The 14,189-nt window shown below is 71.9% G+C and carries 11 protein-coding genes; 7 read left to right on the plus strand and 4 right to left on the minus strand.

Features of this window, described 5'->3' with window-relative positions; genetic code table 11:
* Positions 1-272: 272 nt before the first annotated feature.
* Positions 273-650 carry a hypothetical protein gene (locus CcI49_RS00120; RefSeq protein WP_076823595.1) on the plus strand — a complete coding sequence of 126 codons (378 nt, stop codon included), beginning with the start codon at positions 273-275 and terminating at the stop codon, positions 648-650.
* On the plus strand, positions 647-2,836 hold the full coding sequence (locus tag CcI49_RS00125) for a carbon starvation CstA family protein (protein ID WP_076823596.1): 2,190 nt from the start codon (positions 647-649) through the stop codon (positions 2,834-2,836). The genes CcI49_RS00120 and CcI49_RS00125 overlap by 4 nt, the downstream gene beginning before the upstream one ends.
* 8 nt (positions 2,837-2,844) lie before the next feature.
* Here CcI49_RS00125 and CcI49_RS00130 read toward each other — a convergent pair whose 3' ends face one another.
* The gene (locus tag CcI49_RS00130; RefSeq protein WP_054564398.1) at positions 2,845-3,432 is read right to left on the minus strand and encodes a dihydrofolate reductase family protein; all 588 of its coding nucleotides are present in this window, start codon (positions 3,430-3,432) and stop codon (positions 2,845-2,847) included.
* A gap of 274 nt (positions 3,433-3,706) precedes the next feature.
* On the opposite strand from CcI49_RS00130, the gene CcI49_RS00135 reads away from it, so the two are divergent.
* Entirely contained in the window at positions 3,707-4,726 is a 1,020-nt protein-coding gene (locus CcI49_RS00135; RefSeq protein WP_083749222.1) for a LacI family DNA-binding transcriptional regulator, read from the plus strand.
* Positions 4,727-4,897: 171 nt separating this feature from the next.
* Positions 4,898-6,340, plus strand: a complete 1,443-nt coding sequence (locus CcI49_RS00140) for an L-fucose/L-arabinose isomerase family protein (RefSeq protein ID WP_076823597.1) — start codon at positions 4,898-4,900, stop codon at positions 6,338-6,340.
* Positions 6,341-6,469: 129 nt separating this feature from the next.
* On the opposite strand, the gene CcI49_RS00145 is transcribed toward CcI49_RS00140, so the two are convergent.
* Positions 6,470-7,198 (minus strand): hypothetical protein, encoded by a 729-nt coding sequence (locus CcI49_RS00145; protein ID WP_054564395.1) that lies wholly within the window; start codon positions 7,196-7,198, stop codon positions 6,470-6,472.
* A gap of 509 nt (positions 7,199-7,707) precedes the next feature.
* Here CcI49_RS00145 and CcI49_RS00150 point away from each other — a divergent pair.
* On the plus strand, positions 7,708-8,469 hold the full coding sequence (locus CcI49_RS00150; protein ID WP_054564394.1) for a polysaccharide deacetylase family protein: 762 nt from the start codon (positions 7,708-7,710) through the stop codon (positions 8,467-8,469).
* A 56-nt stretch (positions 8,470-8,525) separates the two neighbouring features.
* Here the strand turns inward: CcI49_RS00150 and CcI49_RS00155 are convergent, their stop codons facing one another.
* Positions 8,526-9,848 (minus strand): helix-turn-helix domain-containing protein, encoded by a 1,323-nt coding sequence (locus tag CcI49_RS00155; protein WP_076823598.1) that lies wholly within the window; start codon positions 9,846-9,848, stop codon positions 8,526-8,528.
* A 184-nt stretch (positions 9,849-10,032) separates the two neighbouring features.
* Between CcI49_RS00155 and CcI49_RS00160 the strand changes: the two genes are divergently transcribed.
* The gene (locus CcI49_RS00160) at positions 10,033-11,214 is read left to right on the plus strand and encodes an FAD-binding oxidoreductase (protein WP_076823599.1); all 1,182 of its coding nucleotides are present in this window, start codon (positions 10,033-10,035) and stop codon (positions 11,212-11,214) included.
* Positions 11,215-11,270: 56 nt separating this feature from the next.
* Positions 11,271-12,491: an allantoate amidohydrolase gene (locus CcI49_RS00165; protein ID WP_241839830.1), complete on the plus strand. Its 1,221-nt coding sequence runs from the start codon at positions 11,271-11,273 to the stop codon at positions 12,489-12,491.
* 10 nt (positions 12,492-12,501) lie between these two features.
* Here the strand turns inward: CcI49_RS00165 and CcI49_RS00170 are convergent, their stop codons facing one another.
* Positions 12,502-14,073, minus strand: coding sequence for an aldehyde dehydrogenase family protein (locus tag CcI49_RS00170; protein WP_076823601.1), 1,572 nt, complete (start codon positions 14,071-14,073; stop codon positions 12,502-12,504).
* Positions 14,074-14,189 lie beyond the last annotated feature (116 nt).

Raw genomic sequence — 14,189 nt, forward strand, 5'->3', positions numbered from 1 at the left:
AGCACCCAGCGCTCGGAGCTTCGCGCCCCGCACGTCAGCGGGCCGGCCCCGTGCGCGACAGGCCTCCCGCGGTCGGCCTGGCAGAACAGCCTCCCGGATGTCAGGCCGGCCGCAGCGGAGGGAAAGCAGCGCCCCGTCACAGCGTCGTGACGGGGCGCTGCCCCGTTCTGGCTGGCCGCACTGCTGCCGCTCCACCGCGCCGGCCTGGGCGCCGAGGCTCGCCGCGGCGACGCGAAAACTGTATGTAGCCAGGTCGTTGCTTTTCGTGTGTCATGTCGGTGGACTCCGCTCATGAGGACGTGCCGGCGTTGATCCGCCTGACCGGCCGTGCGTGCACGGCGCTTCGCGCGGACGAGATGATCGTTTTCGACTGGGCCGGGCTGGGGCTGTGCTGCGGATGTGCCGGCCAGCCGTGGCTGCGCACGGCGCCGAGGGCCGTCACGCGCGGGTACCGCGGCTTCCGCCCGCTCGACACGGACCCGCCCGACAGCGCCGTGGCCCATCCGCGGGCCTACCCGTACCTGGTGGGCCGGGCGATCGCGGTGGACTGCCGCCGCCGGTTCGGGCTGCGGYGCTTCAGCTGCGATCTGCCGCCGGATGTCGGTCTCGCGGGTCTGTCCAGCGGGGCGATCAGGGATGGTGGCTCGTGACCGCGCATCGCGGCATCGTCGACACCGCCGGCAGGGCCGGACGGGTGCGGTCGATCGCCGTCTGGACCATCGTGGCGGTGGCCGGCGGGGTTGGCTGGGCTGTGCTCGCGCTGTCCCGGGGCGAGTCGGTGTCCGCGCTCTGGATGCTGGTCGCGGGCCTGGGCTCCTACGCCATCGCCTTCCGTTTCTACGCACGGTTCCTGGTGGACAGGGTGCTGCGCGTGGATGACACCCGGGCGACGCCGGCCGAGCGTCTCGCCAACGACGTCGATTTCCAGCCGACTGACCGGCGGGTGCTGTTCGGCCACCACTTCGCCGCCATCGCCGGGGCCGGCCCGCTCGTCGGCCCGGTCCTGGCCGCGCAGATGGGCTATCTGCCCGGCACGATCTGGATCGTCGTCGGCGTGATCTTCGCCGGCGCGGTGCAGGACATGATCACCCTGTTCTTCTCGGTGCGCCGTGACGGCAGGAGCCTCGGCCAGCTGGCCCGGGACGAGATCGGCCCGGTGGGCGGGGTGGCCGCGCTGGTCGCCGTCTTCGCAATCATGATCATCCTGTTGGCGGTGCTCGCACTCGTCGTGGTGAATGCGCTCGCGCACTCGCCATGGGGCACCTTCTCGATCGCGATGACGATCCCGATCGCGGTGTTCATGGGTCTCTACCTGCGGGCGATTCGGCCCGGACGAGTGGCCGAGGCGACCGCCCTCGGCGTCGCGGCGTTGTTCGCGGCGATTGTCGCCGGCCGCTGGGTACAGCAGTCGGGGCTCGCCTCCGCTTTCACCCTGAGCCCGAAAGCGCTGGTCATCTGCCTGGTCGGCTACGGTTTCGTCGCCTCGGTGCTGCCGGTGTGGATGCTGCTCGCGCCACGCGACTACCTCTCCACCTTCATGAAGATCGGCACCATCGGTCTGCTTGCCGTGGGCGTTGTCGTCGAGCTACCGGTGCTCCAGGCGGAGGCGGTCAGCCCCTTCGCGACCAGAGGTAACGGGCCGGTGTTCGCCGGCAGCCTGTTCCCGTTCCTGTTCATCACCATCGCCTGCGGCGCGCTGTCCGGATTCCACGCGCTCGTCGCGTGCGGCACCACCCCGAAGATGATCCAGAAAGAGTCCCAGATACGGCTGGTCGGCTACGGGGCGATGCTGGTCGAGTCCTTCGTCGCCCTGATGGCGCTGATCGCCGCGGCGGCTCTGACTCCTGGCCTCTATTTCGCCATGAACGCGCCCGCCGGAGTGGTCGGGCAGACGGCGGCCTCGGCCTCGGCCGCGGTCGCCCACCTCGGCTTCACCATCACCCCGGACGCACTCGACGCCGCGGCCCGGGCCGTGGGCGAGCCGACGCTGGTAGCTCGCACCGGCGGTGCCCCGACGCTCGCCGTCGGCATGTCCCACATTCTTTCCGGCGCCTTCGGCGGCGGCGGGCTGGCCGCGTTCTGGTACCACTTCGCCATCATGTTCGAGGCGCTGTTCATCCTCACCACCGTGGACGCCGGCACCCGGGTCGGGCGGTTCATGCTTCAGGACACGCTGGGGAACCTGTGGAAACCGATCGGCCGGGTGAGCTGGTGGCCCGGAGTCTGGCTGAGCAGCGCCCTGGTGGTCGGTGCCTGGGGCTATTTCCTCTGGGCCGGGGCGACTGATCCCCTCGGTGGGATCAACCAGCTTTTCCCGCTGTTCGGGATGGCCAACCAGCTGCTCGCGGCCGTCGCGCTGACAGTCGCGACCACCTTGCTCGTCAAGAGCGGGCGGGTGCGGTGGGCCTGGGTCACCGGTGCCCCGCTCGCCTGGGATGTCGCGGTCACCTTCACCGCGGCCTGGCAGAAGGTCTTCTCCGCGGACCCCAGGGTCGGGTTCTTCGCCCAGCGGGACCGCTACGCCGACGCGCTCGACGACGGCAGGATCCTGGCGCCGGCCAAAAGCATCGGTGACATGCACAGGGTCGTGCTGAACTCCACGGTGGACGGTGTCCTGGCGCTGCTGTTCGCGCTGCTCGCGCTCGTCGTGCTCGTCGATGCGGCCCGGGTCTGCGCACAGACCATCCGCCGCCGGGTGCCGGTGCCCACCACGGAGGTGGCGCATGTTCCCTCACGGCTGGTCGTGCCCCGAGGGCGGTCTGCGAGTGAGGCGGCTGTTCCGCCCCCCGCGCGCTCGGGGGTAACTACTGCTTCCAAGGCGGATTCACCGTTCTAGCCTGGCGTTCAACCTCGTTTCCGCACCCGAAAGCGCAGGTGAAGCACCCGGTTGCCCTGGATCATCACGTCAGGATCCTCCAGCAGGTGCTGCGCGTGGACCGACCCGAAGTAGCGCTTGCCGGACCCGAACACGACGGGTACGACGTCCATGCGCACCTCGTCGACCAGACCTGCGGCAAGCACCTGGCCACCGACCTCGCCGGCGGCGACCTCGACCACACGGTCGCCCGCAAGCTCCTGTGCCCTGGCAACAGCTGCCTCGACGCCGTCGACGAAGTGGAACGGCGCCTCGGGGTCCCAGCCCTCGGGCTCCGGCCGGTGTGTCACGACGACCACGTGGTCGATCCCGCTCGGAGGCTTCCCACCCCAGCCGTCCGTGATGTCGAAGACGTGGCGGCCRACGAGTGTCACCCCGATCTGGTCCCAGTACGGCCGGGTGTAGTCGTAGGACGTCTGCGACACCTTCACCTCGCCGCTTTCGTCCAACGGGACGTCACCGCTGGTCAACCAGTCGAACAGCGGTCCGGGCTGGTCATTCTCGTCCGCGACGAAGCCGTCCACCGACACCGAGCTGTACATGACCACCTTGCCCACGGGCACTCCTCTGCTTCCGGGTGGCCCCAAACTAGCGTGGCGTGAGCTGTCGCTCCGGTAGGAAACCAATCGGGCCGGCAGCGGCCAGCCGTCCAGCGCGTGGCCGGGATGTTCGCGCAGGAACCGCCGCAGGAACCGCTGCCGGGCTTCGACGGACCGTGTTGTTTCAGCCGTTCTCCTGAGGACGGCGCTGGCCTGCGGGCGTCTGCGCATGCCGACGGCGCCCCACTAGCATCTGTCGGAAGGTGGATCGGAAGGTCGAGGATGTGGTCCCGTGGTGAAGGGCGGCCTCGGGGTCGCGGCCGTGGCCCGGCGGGCGGGCGTCTCCACGGCGACGGTCTCGAACGTGATCAACCGGCCACACCTGGTGTCACCCGAGACGACAGCCAGGGTCCTCGCGGCGATCGAGGAACTCGACTTCGTGCCGAACCGGGCTGCCGCCACCCTGCGGCAGGGAGCGAACCGGCTGGTCGGCCTGGTCGTGCCGGACATCGTCAACCCGTTCTACGCGGCGATCGCGAACGCCGTGTCGGATGCCGCCGACCGTGAGCAGTACATGGTCGCGCTGTGCGTCAGCCACGATGACCCCGCCCGGGAACTGCGGCACTTCGACCGGCTGGCCGAGCAGCGCGCCGTCGGCGCCCTCGTCGTGCCGCTGAACGCCGACCCCTCACGGTTGTCCCAGCTGCGGATCGTGGGCGCGAGGCTCGTGCTCGTCGACCGTGTCGTCGCCGAGGACGAAGGATGCTCGGTCGCCGTCGACGATGTGGAGGGCGGGCGCATCGCCGTCGAGCATCTCGTGCGGACCACCAGCGGTCCGGTCAGCCTCGTCAACGGGCACCGATCGATTCCGCAGTGCGAGAACCGGCGGCGGGGAGCGTTCCAGGCACTCGCCCGGGCGGGCCTCGGCCCGGACCGGCTCGTCGAGTTCGAGGTCGACGAGATGTCGGTGGGCGAGGGCCGTCGGATCGGCCTGCGGATCGCCGAGACGGGCAGCCCGTTGAGCATCTTCTGCACGAACGACCAGCTCGCCGTGGGGGTGATACGCGGTCTCGTCGACCGTGGCATCACCCCGCCCCGGGACGCGCGGGTCGTCGGGTACGGGGATCTCGACCTCGCCGCCGGGGGCGCGCTGCCGCTCACCACCGTCGCGCAGCCGAAGCGCAGGCTCGGCGAGGTGGCTCTGGGCAAGCTGCTCGCGGAGCTCTCGGAGGGCGCCACGCACGTTCATGCCGCCACGATCCTCACGCCGTCGCTCGTGGTGCGGGACTCGGCCCCGGCGGTCCCCGGCTGACCGTGCTTTCTGGCTGACCGCCCGAGACCGGGGCCGACGAGGGCTGCTGGCGTTCCGGCGGTCCCACGGTGGCTGACCATCCCCGGAAGGCCCATGATGGGGGCGAGGCCTGTTTTAATCGATTAAATCCGCGGTGTGCGAGCGCCGAGCCCGAGCCGAAAGGGATCAACGATGACCGGACGAACCAGCGAGCTCGATGACCCTCTGCGGGTGCGGACCAGGAGGAAGACCCGGGTCGGGCTGGTCGCCGGCGGTCTCGGTACCTACTGGCCGCAGTTCCCCGGCCTGCTGCCACAGCTGCGGGAGTCCGCGCGCCACGTCTCCGAGCGCTTCCAGGGGATGGACGCCGACGTGATCGACGTCGGCTTCATCTCCGACGCCCAGGAAGGCGCGGCCGCGGCGGAGAAGCTGCGACGGGCCGACTGCGACCTCATCGTCATGTTCCTGACCACCTATCTGACCTCGTCGATGGTTCTGCCGATCGCCCAGCGTTCACACACCCCGGTGCTGGTGATCGACCTGCAGCCGACCGAGCGGATGGACCACGCCAGCTTCGACACCGGAGCGTGGCTGGCCTACTGCGGGCAGTGCTCCGTACCCGAGGTCGGCAACGTGTTCCGCCGGGCTGGCATCCCGTTCCGTTCCGTCTCCGGGTGGCTGCACCAGGAAAGCGCGTGGCGGCGGATCGAGCAGTGGATCACCGCGGCCCGCATCCGCGCCGCGCTGCGGACAGCCCGCCACGGGCTGATGGGCCACCTCTACCCAGGCATGCTCGACGTCTCGACCGACCTGACGCTCCTGCCGGCGACGTTCGGCTCGCACGTCGAGGTGCTCGAGTTCGACGACCTCCGGGTGCGGGCCGAGGCGGTTACCGACGCGGACGTCACGGACCGGATGACGCTCGCCCGTACCGTCTTCACGCTCGACGAGAGCGTGCGGGAGGAGGACTTCGCCTGGGGCGCACGGGTCTCGGTGGCCCTGGACCGTCTGGTTGACGACTTCGACCTCGACTCGCTCTCCTACTACCACCGGGGCCTTGGCGGTGAGCTGCACGAGCGGCTGGGGGCCGGCATGATCCTGGGAGCCTCCCTGCTCACCGGGCGCGGCGTACCCACGACCGGCGAGTACGAGCTGCGCACGACCGTCGCGCAGCTCGCCACCCAGGCCGCCGGGGCCGGCGGTTCGTTCTGCGAGATCCAGGCCCTGGACTTCGAGGACATGGTGGTCGAGATGGGGCACGACGGTCCCGCGCACCTCGCCGTCTCCTCCCGTGAACCGCTTCTGCGCGGCCTCGGCGTCTACCACGGCAAGCGTGGCTGGGGCGTTTCCGTCGAGTTCGACGTCCGGCACGGGCCGGTCACGCTGCTCGGGCTCGGGCAGGACGCGGACGGGAGCCTGTCGTTCATCGCCTCGCAGGGGTCCGTCGTCCCGGGGCCACTGCTCGCCATCGGGAACACCACGAGCCGGGTGGACTTCGGGCGTGATCCCGGTGAGTGGGTCGATGACTGGTCCGTGACAGGGGTCGGCCATCACTGGTCGCTTTCGGTGGGGCATCGCGCGGCCGACTACCGGGCCGCGGCCTCCCTGCTCGGCATCGACTTCAGGATCGTCTGATCGCACCCGCCGGTTCCCGGCCGTGCCACTGGTCTTTGCCCGTGCCGCTGGTCGTTGGCCCTGCCACTGGTGGTTCGCCGTGCCGCTGGTGCCCGGCCGTGCCGCTGGTGCTCGACGTCGACGAGCCCGTCAGGCGGCGGCGGTGTCCTCCGGCTGGGCGGCCTCCGCGAGGGCGCGGCCGAAGCGTTCGGCGCCGAAGGAACGGGTCGGGCAGGGGGTCATCGGCGGCATGATGATCGGGCAGAAGTGCACACCGTCCGGGCTGCGCACGGGTACCTGCCCGTCCTTCTCGCAGGCCTCGCCGGCCTCGCAGGCCAACCGCGGCATGAACAGGCCCTTGAAGGTGAGGACCTCCCCGGCCGGGGCCACCCGGACGTTCGTCCGCATGCTGGCGATGTCGCGCCACAGCCGGTCGAGCTCGGTCAGCCCGTCGGCCCCGACCGGCTGGTCCCTGCGGGGCGGGGAGTCGGTGAGAACGACCTCGACCCCGCGGCGGGTCAGGATCTCGACGGCCTCGGTGACGTCCGTGCGGTAGGCGGTGAGCAGGTCCCGGTCGCGCATGCAGTCGGAGCCGGTGTTGCCGGAGAACGAGAGCACGGCGACGGTCGGATCCCAGCGGCGGGCTTGTTTGCGCATGTCATCGAGCCAGTCGCAGGGGGCCGTGCCGCCCCAGGTCCGGGTGAGCGTCTTGCTGGAGCCATCCGCCTGCGCGGCCGCGACGAACGAGTCGCGGGCCTCCCAGGCCAGCGAGTCGCCCCAGAGCACGATCCGTGCCTCGTCCGGGTCCTGCCGGCCGGCGCTGAGCGCGATCCCGGCGAGGACGACGGCGCCCACGAACATCCAGCCGATGGCGCCCATGCGTGGGATGTTCAGCGCGACTCCCCTCCAAGTTCGCCGACGCGTGATCGCCGGGGCCTCGCCCCGGACCAGTATCACGTTCGGACACGGACAGACCACGCCGTGACATCGTCCTGCATCCGCGTGAGCGCGCCGCTTCCAGGGGTCACGATTGGTCGTCCGTAGGAGGTGGCTGTCGATAGGGGGCCACGACTGACGTCCATCGGAACCCCGGTGCTGCCGGCCATCGCGTTGCGGTGTCGAGTCGGGTCGCGGTGTCGAGCCGGACCCTGATGGCCTTGTCATTGTTACGCGCTGAGGGCGACCACCCCTCCTCCGGTGAACTTCGCAGGTGGAAATACACGTACGGTGGTGACGGAATGTGCGGGTCGCACGGAACGGCGACGATGCTGTGGCACAGTGTGCAGCGGGGGCTGGTCCGTCATGGGGGGCCCGACTGGCAGCGGCCTGGCCGGTAGCGGCGTGGCTGGGATGTGTCCTGTAACGGCGTGGCGTACGGCGGTGGGAGCATGCGGCGACAGGAAACGCGACGGGGCCGCGGAGCAGCGGGCCTCGCGACGGCGGGCGGCGGGCTCGTGGCGGCCGCCGCGCTGCTCCACGGCCTGCCGTCACTGGCGACGTTTCGCCGGCTGCGTACCGCGGTCACGCCCGCGCTGGCCGGGGTCGGCCGCTCCGACCATGTCGCGCTGACCTTCGACGACGGTCCCGACCCGGTCTCCACCCCGAACTTCCTCGAGGTGCTGGACGAGCTTGACGTCCGCTCCACGTTCTTCGTCCTCGGCGGGATGGCACAGCGCTCGCCCGGCCTGGTGCGGGAGATGGCAGCGGCGGGGCACGAGTTGGCGGTCCACGGGTGGGACCACCGCCCGATGCTGCTGCGGGGCCCGATGTCGACCTACGACCAGCTGGCGCGGACCCGTGACCTGCTCGCCGAGACGACCGGCCGGGCACCGCGGTACGTCCGGCCGCCGCATGGGGTGCTGTCGTCCGGGGTGCTCGCCGCCTCCCGCCGCCTCGGCCTCACCCCCGTTCTGTGGACGGCCTGGGGGCGGGACTGGACGGCGACCGCCACCCCGTCCAACGTGCTGGCGACGATCGAGCCCGACCTGCGGGGCGGCGCCACGGTGCTGCTGCACGACAGCGACTGCACCTCGGCGCCCGGGGCGTGGCGCAGCGCGCTGGGGGCGCTGCCCGAGCTCGCGGCCCGCTGTGACGACGCGGGCCTGCGGCTCGGCCCGCTCGCCGAGCACGGCCTACGTCCCTACGTCTGAGGCGCCCGGTGTCTGACGTGCCCGGTGTCTGACGTGCCCTGTGCCTGACGTGCGCCCTACGCCTGGGGCGTTCTACGGCTGAGCATCTGGCGCAGTTTCAGGCCGAGGTGCAGGGCGAGGCGGTCGTTTCCGTCGCGCAGGTCCAGGCCGGTGAGGTCGGCGATGCGGCCGAGGCGGTAGTAGAGCGTGGTGCGGTGGATGACCAGGCGCGCCGCCGTGCGGGCCGGGTCGCCGCCGAGGTCCAGATACGTCTCCAGGGTCTGGACGAGCGCACCGGACCGGTCCGCGGCGAGCAGGCGGCGCAGCCCCGCCGGTAGCGCACTGGACTCCAGGGATTCCAGCGGCAGCCGGGCGAGCAGCCCGTACACACCCAGTTGGTCGGAGAACGCCGTCTGGCCGAGCGACGGGACCAGGCGGGCGACCCGGGTCGTCTCCAGCGCCTCCCGGTAGCTGCCGGCGCCCTCCCGCAGAGTGGGGCGTTCCGGCCCGAGCCCCACCCAGACGGCGGACGCCGGCAGGTGCGCCGCGAGGTCCGCGTGGATCCGCTCGGCCTCGGCCCGCAGCGCCTCGCGCCGGGGGAGCCTGGGGTGCATCAGCAGCAGGACGCCGCCGGTGGCGCTGGTGGTCATGCCCAGCGCCCGTGTCGGGGTGAGGCGTTGCCGCGCCCGCCGCAGGGCCAGATCCAGCTCGACCGTCCCTCCCAGGCTGGCGGCGCCGGTTCGGTTGCCGTCGGTGCCGTCGGTGCCGTCGGTGCCGTCGGTGCCGTCGGTGGCGTCGGTGGCGTCGGTGGCGTCGGCATCGTCGGCATTGGTGGCGGACGCCCGTTGGTCGATCACGACGGCGACGGCCAGCACCCGGGCGTCCGGTGCGATGCCGTGGTCGGCCACGAGGCGGGCGGCGGCGTGCCGGCGCACCTCGTCGTCCGGGTTGAGGATGTCCCGCAGCAGCTCGCGTTCGGCGGCTCGGCGCAGGTCGTCGAGCAGGCGTTCGCGGAAGAGCTCCTCACCCGCGGCCGCGGCGGCCGCGCGCGCCGGCTCCAGATCGTCGTCCGGCACGGGCGTCGGTTCGTCGAACAGCCAGAGGTAGCCGAGCAACGTCCCGGAGCAGCGGACCGGCACGCAGACCCGCGCGAACGAGCCGAGCCGCGGGCTGGCGGGGATCCGCACCGGGCCGGTGGCCGTGTCGATGCCGAAGCTGCGCGCGTGCCGGGTGACCGTGTTCTCCGACCGTGGCCGGCGCAGCATGATCGAGTCGATCCGGAACTGGTCGACGGGCTCCTCGTGCGCGGTGTGCGCCAGCAGCCGGGCGTCCAGGTCGTCGATCGCGACCGAACGGCCCAGCCGCGCGGCCAGATCCTCGGCGATGTCCTGCAGTCCCACGGGCTGTTCGGTGCCGCCTCTCCGACCTGGCTCGGTTCGCCCTCGCCCACGCGCTCGGTTGGTTCAGCTGTCTCATCATGCTCCCCGTTCTTCCTACAGCGAGCGGAGGTGACGAGGGCGACGGCTGACTAGCGTCGGGACGGGCGCGGCGCGGGCGGCCTGTACGTACGCATCAGGAGGTGGCATGACCGGCGGACGAGTCGTGATCGTGGGCGGTGGGCTGATCGGTCTGTCGATCGCCCGGGCGCTGACCGCCCGCGGGGTGGGTGACGTGCTGATCCTCGAACGGGCGACGCTGAACAGCGGCGGCACCGGCAAGTCGAGCGGCATCGTGCGCTGCCACTACGGTGTGCCCTCGATCGCCGCGATGGCCTGGCGGAGCCTGCCGGTCTTCGAGGAGCTCGGCGAGGCCATCGGGTTCAGCCAGGTCGGCTACCTGGTCGCCGTCGGGCCCGAGAACGTCGAGCCGCTGCGGGCCAACACCGCGACCCACCAGGCGCTCGGGATCGACGTCGAGCTGATCGGCCATGACCGGGCCGGGGCGCTGTGGCCGTACCTGCGCCTCGACGACCTGGCCGCGTTCGCCTACGAGCCACGCGGCGGATACGCGGACGCCTCACAGCTGGCGACCCAGTTCGGTTTCCAGGCCCGCGACGGTGGCGCCCGCATCCGGCAGAGCACGCCGGTGACCCGGGTCCTGACCGCCGGCGACGCGGTCACGGGCGTCGAGCTGGCCGGTGGTGGGAAGGTCGAGGCCGACATCGTCGTCGTGGCGGCGGGCTGGTGGTCGGGCGCGCTGATGGCCGGCGTCGGCGTCGAGCTGCCCATCGAGTCGCTGCGCTCGGAGCTGCTCGTCGTCGACGCCGGTGTGCCGCTGCGTGACCTGCCGGTCCTCTCCGACCTGGTGAGCCTGCAGTACGCGCGGATCGAGGGCTCCGGTGAGCTGCTGGTCGGCAACAGCGACCACAGCCAGCCGACGTTCGCCGACCCGGACGACTACTCCAACCAGGCCAGCGAGGCCGGGCTGGAACGGGCCGCCGAGAAGGTGCTGCACCGCTTCGCGACGTTCCCCGAGCCGTCGGTCGCCCACACCTACGCCGGCTGCTACGACATCACCCCCGACTGGAACCCGGTCATCGCGCCGGTCGCGCCGGCCGGCCCGGCCGGCCTGTTCCTGGCGGCCGGTTTCAGCGGCCACGGGTTCAAGATCAGTCCAGCGGTAGGCACCCTGATGGCCGACCTGATCCTCGACGGCGACAGCCGCGACCCGGGCATCCCGGCGGCGGACTTCCGGCTCGGGCGTTTCGCCGAGGACGACCCGCTGACCAGCCGGTACCCGTACGTCGGCGCCGGCGAGATGCGATGAGCCGGGATGTCGCGAGCCGGGATGTCGCGAGCCGGGATGTCATGAGCCGAGATGCGATGAGTGGGGAGAGCGCGATGGAGAGCGCGGCGGCGGTCGAGAACATGCTGGGCGAGATCGCCGGCGTCGGGCGGGCCTCGACCGGGGGGTACCAGCGCTTCGCCTGGACCCGTGAGGACCACACCCTGCGGGAGTGGTTCCGCGGTGCCGCCGAGGCCGTCGGGCTGGACGTCACCGAGGACCGGGTCGGCAACCAGTGGGCCTGGTGGGGCGACCCGGACGCATCCCTGCGGGCCGGGCGGCCCGGTGTCGTCACCGGCTCCCACCTCGACTCGGTGCCGGGCGGCGGCAACTTCGACGGCCCGCTCGGCGTGGTCGCGGCGCTGCGGGCCGTCGACACGCTGCGCCGCGACGGCTTCACCCCGGCGCGCGCGATCGGTGTCGTGAACTTCGTCGACGAGGAGGGCGCCCGCTTCGGCGTGGCCTGCGCCGGCTCGCGGGTGCTGACCGGTGCGCTGTCGCCCGACCGCGCCCTCGCGCTGACCGACGGCGATGGCATCACGCTGGCGCAGGCGCTCACCGCGGCCGGCCGGGACCCGCGTGCGCTGGGCCGTGACGACGAGGCCCTAGCCCGGGTCGGCACGTTCGTCGAACTGCACATCGAGCAGGGCCGCTGGCTCGTCGACGAAGGGTCGGCGGTCGCCGTCGCCTCCTCGATCTGGCCGCATGGGCGGTGGCGCTTCGACTTCACCGGTGAGGCCAACCACGCCGGCACCACCCGGCTGGCCGACCGCGACGACCCCGCGCTCGCGCTCGCGTCGCTGATCCTCACCGCTCGCGAGGCAGCCGCCACGCTCGGCTGCGTCGCGACCGTGGGAAAGGTCCGGGTCGTCCCGAACGGGGTGAACGCGATCCCGTCGGCGGCGACCGGCTGGCTCGACGGCCGCGGCGCGGACGAGGCGGCCGTGCGCCGGCTGGTCCCGATGATCGAGCAGACCCTCGGGGCGCGCGCGGTGGAGGAGTCGTTCACCTCGACCACCAGGTTCGACCCGGCGCTGGCGGCCGACCTCGCCGGGCTGCTCGGCGGGGCTCCCGTCATCGGCACCGGCGCCGGGCACGACGCCGGTGTGCTGGCCGCGCACGGCGTCCGCGCCGCGATGCTGTTCGTGCGCAACCCGACCGGCGTCTCGCACTCGCCGGCCGAGCACGCCGAGGCAGCCGACTGCGCCGCCGGTGCCGCCGCGCTGACAACCGTGCTGCGCTCGCTCGCGGCGAGCTGACGGAACGGCTCTACGTCTCGGGGTAGAGGGAGTAGGACGGGAAGTTGCCGTAGAGGCGTTCGTTCGGGTCGGCGCCGACGGTGACGGCGTGGACGAGGTGCTCGCCGCCGACGAACGCGCCCTTCCAGGATGCGCCGCGCCCGCCGAACGGCTCGGCGCGGTCGCCGCGGGAGCGGGGCTTGTTGACCCCGACCTTGAACGCGGAGAGCTCGCCGGACAGCCGCCGTGCCGTGGCCTCGTCGTCGCAGGCCAGTGAGGCGACGAGGGCGCCGTTGGAAGCGTTCATGGCGGCGAGCAGCTCCGCCTCGGAGTCGACGATGACGATGGTGTCGACCGGGCCGAACGGTTCGGCGTGGTGCAGCGCGGCCGCGGGCGGCGGGTTGAGGATGGCCACCGGCGGGACGTAGGCGGCGCGGTCCTGGTCGGGCAGGAAGCGCCCGTCGGCGAGGTCGCCGCGGTACAGCGGAACACCGCCCTTGGTGATCGCCTCGTCGACCTTGCCGGCGAGTTCCGCGGCCTTCTCGGCGGTGATCACCGGGCCGTAGTCGAGGTCGGGCAGCGGGTCGGAGTCGTTCTCGACGGCGAGCGGGTGCCCGAACCGCACCGAGGAGACCACCGGCAGGTACATCTCGAGGAAGCGGTCGAAGAGCTGGCGCTGCACGACGTACCGGGGGTAGGCGGTGCAGCGCTGCTTGCCGTACTCGAAGCCCTTGCGCAGGTGGGTGGCCAGCAGGTCCCACTGCGAGAAGTCCCAGATGCCCCAGGCGTTGAGGCCTTCCTGCTCCAGGAAGTGCCGCTTGCCGGTGTCGACGAGGGCGGCGGCGACCTGGCCGCCGGCGGAACGGCCGCCGACGAAGGCCAGGCAGCCGATCTCCGGTGCGCGCACCAGCGCGGACGACAGCCGTGAGCCCGAGCCGGAGACCAGGGAGATCGGCAGGCCGGCGCGGCGGGCCAGGGCGGCGGCGAGCGTCAGGCAGGCGGCGCCGCCGTCGGTCGGTGTCTTGGCGATCGCGGCGTTGCCGGCCAGCATCTGGACCAGCATGGCGTGCATGAGCACGCTCATCGGGTAGTTCCAGCTGGCGATGTTGCTGACCGGGCCGGGCAGCGGGGTGCGGCCGGCGGTCATGGGCTCGATCTCGTCGATGTACCAGCGCACCCCGTCGAGCGCGCGGTCGACGTCGGTGCGGGCGAGGCGCCAGGGCTTGCCGATCTCCCAGACGAGCAGCAGCGCGAGCAGGTCGCGGTGCTCCTCCATGGCCTCGACCGCGGCGGTCACCCGGGCCCGGCGGTCGGCGAGCGGGACGTCGCGCCATTCCTTGTGGTCGTCGAGGGTGGCGCGGATGGCTTCGCGGGCCTCGTCCGGGTCCATCATCGGTGGCCCGGCGATGGGGGAGCCGTCGATGGGTGAAAGACTGTGCAACGGGCTACCACTTCGGTGCCACCTGCCGCCCCAGAGATTGAGCAGGCGGTCCTCGTCGAATGCTTCGGGGGCGACCTGGCGGGCACGTCCGTAGGCATCGGCCCAGGCGGTGCCCTGCTTGAGGCGCAGGCGGGTCGGTGGCGTGCTGGCTGAGGCGTCCATCTGCCGAGGGTCTCTCTGATCGGATCGTCGCGCCACCAAACAGACTTCAATGCCGTCTTGCACCCGGTGTTATCCAGTGCATCCAGTTGACCTGGATAACTGGTTATGAAGTCGCC

This window comes from Frankia sp. CcI49 (genome assembly GCF_001983215.1).
In the GTDB taxonomy this organism is placed as follows: Bacteria; Actinomycetota; Actinomycetes; order Frankiales; family Frankiaceae; genus Parafrankia; species Parafrankia irregularis.